The organism is Flavonifractor sp. An4 (assembly GCF_002161755.1).
Lineage (GTDB): Bacteria > Bacillota > Clostridia > Oscillospirales > Oscillospiraceae > Flavonifractor > Flavonifractor avicola.
Map to the genome: position 1 here is coordinate 1 of NZ_NFIL01000079.1, position 3,743 is coordinate 3,743.

The window sequence follows — 3,743 nt, forward strand, 5'->3', positions numbered from 1 at the left end:
GGAACGAACACGGAGGAGAGGGCGTTGAGACCCCGCCGGCGGTCCGAAGGTTTGAGTTGGGCGGCGTCTGGCTGCGGGGGCGAACAGGCAAGGCGGCGGAACAGGGCCTCTTTGGATAGCATCTCCGGCATGGCCTCCAGGAACGGGTTGGGCTGTGCGCCGCTGAGCTGATTGGGTGTGTAGACGGCATCCACCGCCGGTTGGTCTGGATATTTCACTGGTGTTTCCTCCTCTCCTGGGTTCGGTGAGCCTTGATGTCCGCGCCGCTCTGACGCCGGTCCGCCTCCGGTCTGGCCTCGTCCCGGATGGCGGTCAGCTTCTGGAGCAGCTCCACCCGGCCCTCGTCCTCCAGCTTCTGAAAGTCCCGCTTGTGCCGCCGGTCCGCCCTCCAGTACAGCTCGCTCTCCGCCCTGGCTGCGCCGTCATAGGCGGCATACTGCGGGGCGAGGCGGAAGGGGACATAGGAGCCGTCCAGCACCAGATAGATTTCCCTCACGCTCTGCCCGTCGTAGGCGATAGACACCTTCTGTCCGATCTGCCGCTGGCCCTCCTCCGAGGCCAGGAAACCTCCGTTGATGTAGAGAAGGTGGTCGTGGCTGATGCCTTTGCGGGTCAGTTTGCAGGTCTTTCGGGGCAGGCTCATGTAGTAGACCTCCTGGGGATTCAGTTCCAGCAGGGCGGACTTGCCCGCGGCGGCGTAATACTGCCACAGGCCGGCGGCGGTGGGGGCGACGCCCTGCTGGAACATCTCCGGGGACATCTGGAGACTGTCCAGCACCCGGCGGCCGTTAAGGTAGAGGATGCAGTGGATAAGGATTTGCGTAAACTGAGTCAGGTCGAGGGAAGCCTGAGCACGGTAGTCCACCGCCCACCGCTCCTGTGCGTCCGCCTCGATAACACCCCGGCCCCGCAGGATGGGCTTGTACCGGCCCTGCATCAGATCGAACATCTTTTCCACAAGTCCCTTTCGGTCGGGGCGGAACGGGGGCAGGGCCTCGCAGGTGACGCCGTAGCGGAGGCACAGTTCCTTCATACGGCCGCCCAGGAAGTCCCGCCCCTGGTCTGTGATGACCTCAGACGGGAGCCCTTTGCTGGGCCAGTCGGCAGCGTCGATGTCGATGCCGTAGCCCCGGCAGTATTCCATCTTGTCCATGGCGGCGTTGGCAAGGCAGGCCATGACGGCTTCCTCGCCCGCCTCATAGCCCACATAGAGCCCCGCAATCAGTTGGGTGGCGGTGTCCACGGCCAGGTAGACATAGGGGCGGCCCACGACCTTGGTGCGGTCCAGGCGGGAAACAAGGTAGATGTCTGCTGTGGTGGCATCCATCTGATAGGCCCCGATGTGATCTTTCCATGCCATGGCGGACCCGGTGAGGGGGCGGGCGGTTCTCTGGTAGTTGGTGAGGCCGTCCCGGGCGATGGTCCGCTCACTGCGGCGGTGGTATGCCTGGTCGTAGAAGTAGTGGCGGAAGGCCGGCCATGTGGGGCGCTTGTCTGCCAGATGGCCGTCCGGGGCGGTGAAGAATTGATGGAGCATGAGGTCGTAGGTGTCCCGCAGGGTGGGCCGCTTGGCAGAGTAGTAGAAGGTCTGGATGGCGCGCTTGTAGTAGTTCTCGTACTCCGGCGGACGGCGCTCCCGGGACTTGTGTTTCATCACGGCCCCGGTGGCGATGTATTGATAGTACAGCCGCAGGACGCGCCGGCTGGTGGTGCCGTGCTCCTGCGCCGCCTCTGCCGCAAGCTGGCGGCGAATGGCAGGGTCGCTGACGCAGTCCCCGTTGTCAAGCAGGGGCTGAATCAACGCCATGCGCACCTGCTCCGCGGCCGTCTGCGGCGCTTCCCCCTGCTCTGCGGTGCAGGGCTCCGGGGCAGGTGCGCGGGGATAGGCGTCCAGTTCCCGCTGGTCCACGAAGCGGGGCGGCCCCGGAGCGTCACAGGAGACGAGCCATGCGCCTTGGGGCTCTGCCTTCAGGATGCGGAACTGTTCACCGTTGATGTCAAGGTACATCGCTTTTACACTCCGTTTCTTCTGGATTTTGTTTGATGTAAAGTGGGATGCAGGGGTGTTTCCGTCCACAAAAATGGGACAAGGAAGCAAAAAGTGGACACCTGGAACCCGTTGCGGCACAATAGCTTACGGTGTTTTTGTCTGCTTTTCCACTTTTTTATAAAAAAGAAATAAAGAAATATAACAAGTATAAATAAAATGTTTTTTGAAGAGAAAAGCGTAAAAGTAGACAGGGATGCAGACATAGCACGAAACCACGCCTGTCGTCTTAGTTCATGCCTCGCTTCTTTTTGTATTAACAGAGGCATGGTGGGACAAGGCTTGGCCGCAAGGTGCGGGCGGCAGGGCCTGGGAATACAGGGTCCATGCGGCAGGACGCGAAATGGCCTTCCGCTTCCCCATCTTCCTGTATTAGCAGGGGGGCAGGGGGAGGCGGCATGGACGAAGATCACCAGGTGTCCCGCCGGGGAATAAACTCGACTTCCACCCAATCCGGGATAGGGTCGCTGGGCTCCCCGCCAAAACTGTTTCCCTGTTTCGTGCAGATGTCCGGCCGGCGGTCTGCCCTGGGGTCTATATCGACATACAACCTGCCCTCGCATTCATAGACAGGGCGGCTCCAGCTGTCCCGTCCCACCAGCCGGAGTCGCAGTTTGGGTGGCTGGACTTCCCAGCGTGCCGGTTCCTTTGCAATAGCCCAGGCGGACAAGGATGTCTTGGGGGCGCCTGGCATATCTTCAAAGGCCTCCATCATGCCGCACTCGTCGCATATATAGACATTGAGCCGGCGGCTCAGGGCATTCTGTACGGGATCGCTTTCCATTACAGGTCGGCCACATCGTGGACAGGGATAGTCCCCATCCCACTGCTTCTCGGCAAAACGTGCTATGAGCACCTTGGCCGCTTCTTCACTCATGTACTCTTTCATATCAACATCAACCTTTCTTTGTATTTAGTCGTTCATGACAGGGTGACGGGCGGGGGCCTCTGCGCCGATGCACCCTTAACATCATGGAACTTAGTCAGCCCCATCCCTCTGTATTCCCCAGGCCGTCAGGGAGCAGGAGACACACCACCCTCCCGGAACAGGGCAACGCGCCAGTCTGATACGCCTACGGCCTCCCAGTACCGGCGGGACAGCTCCAGCTGTTCCAGCGTGGTGGCCTTGGTCAACTCGTCCTCCCGCACTACCTCCCGGACAGCCTGGGTCTCGTCTGTGCGGTGGATCAGAAAATCCGTTTTCCACTCCTGCTTCAGATATGAGGCTCGAATGCCTACGGGGTTCACATGCTGGAACTGTTCCGGGTCAAGGCGGCAGTTCTCCTCGTAGTTCTCCACCCGGTCATCCGCCTCCAGCCTCTTGGCGTACTCCTGCTCCGCATAGCTGTTGACGCAGATGATGCGCCCACACTTTCCACTGTGAAACCGTATCTCTCTCACCTTCTTCGAGGCCCGCTTCACGGTAAATCACCCCCTCTGTTTTTTGGATGAAATTCAGACTTACTTCCGATTTTTTCTGTATCTCCGTATTTAATCTGAAAAAATAGAGGTGTTTTGGAAGGGACTGGGAATTTTCGAGGTGTTTTTTTCAATTAAATCCCCATTTAATCTGAAAAAATGGGGGTATTTCTGGAAACACTTGGAATTTTGAGGCCATTTTTTCAAATTAAATCCCTTAAATCCGAAAAATCAGAGAATTATTTTGAAACACTATGTTCCCTTCCATTTTATTTTC

The 3,743-nt window shown here is 58.8% G+C and carries 3 protein-coding genes and 1 pseudogene; all 4 read right to left on the reverse strand.

Translation table 11 applies throughout. The annotated features are described in order from the left end of the window. Positions 1-218 (reverse strand): annotated as a pseudogene (locus B5F94_RS15530) (ATP-binding protein); the annotation flags it as partial. Continuing rightward, a complete protein-coding gene (locus tag B5F94_RS15535; protein ID WP_087331431.1) occupies positions 215-2,008 on the reverse strand; it encodes a Mu transposase C-terminal domain-containing protein in 1,794 nt (597 codons plus the stop codon). The pseudogene B5F94_RS15530 and the gene B5F94_RS15535, both read right to left, overlap by 4 nt. Positions 2,009-2,456: 448 nt before the next feature. Beyond that, positions 2,457-2,936: a hypothetical protein gene (locus tag B5F94_RS15540; protein ID WP_087331433.1), complete on the reverse strand. Its 480-nt coding sequence runs from the start codon at positions 2,934-2,936 to the stop codon at positions 2,457-2,459. A 125-nt stretch (positions 2,937-3,061) separates the two neighbouring features. Then, positions 3,062-3,469 carry a TnsA endonuclease N-terminal domain-containing protein gene (locus B5F94_RS15545; RefSeq protein WP_087331434.1) on the reverse strand — a complete coding sequence of 136 codons (408 nt, stop codon included), beginning with the start codon at positions 3,467-3,469 and terminating at the stop codon, positions 3,062-3,064. Between the last annotated feature and the right edge of the window lie 274 nt (positions 3,470-3,743).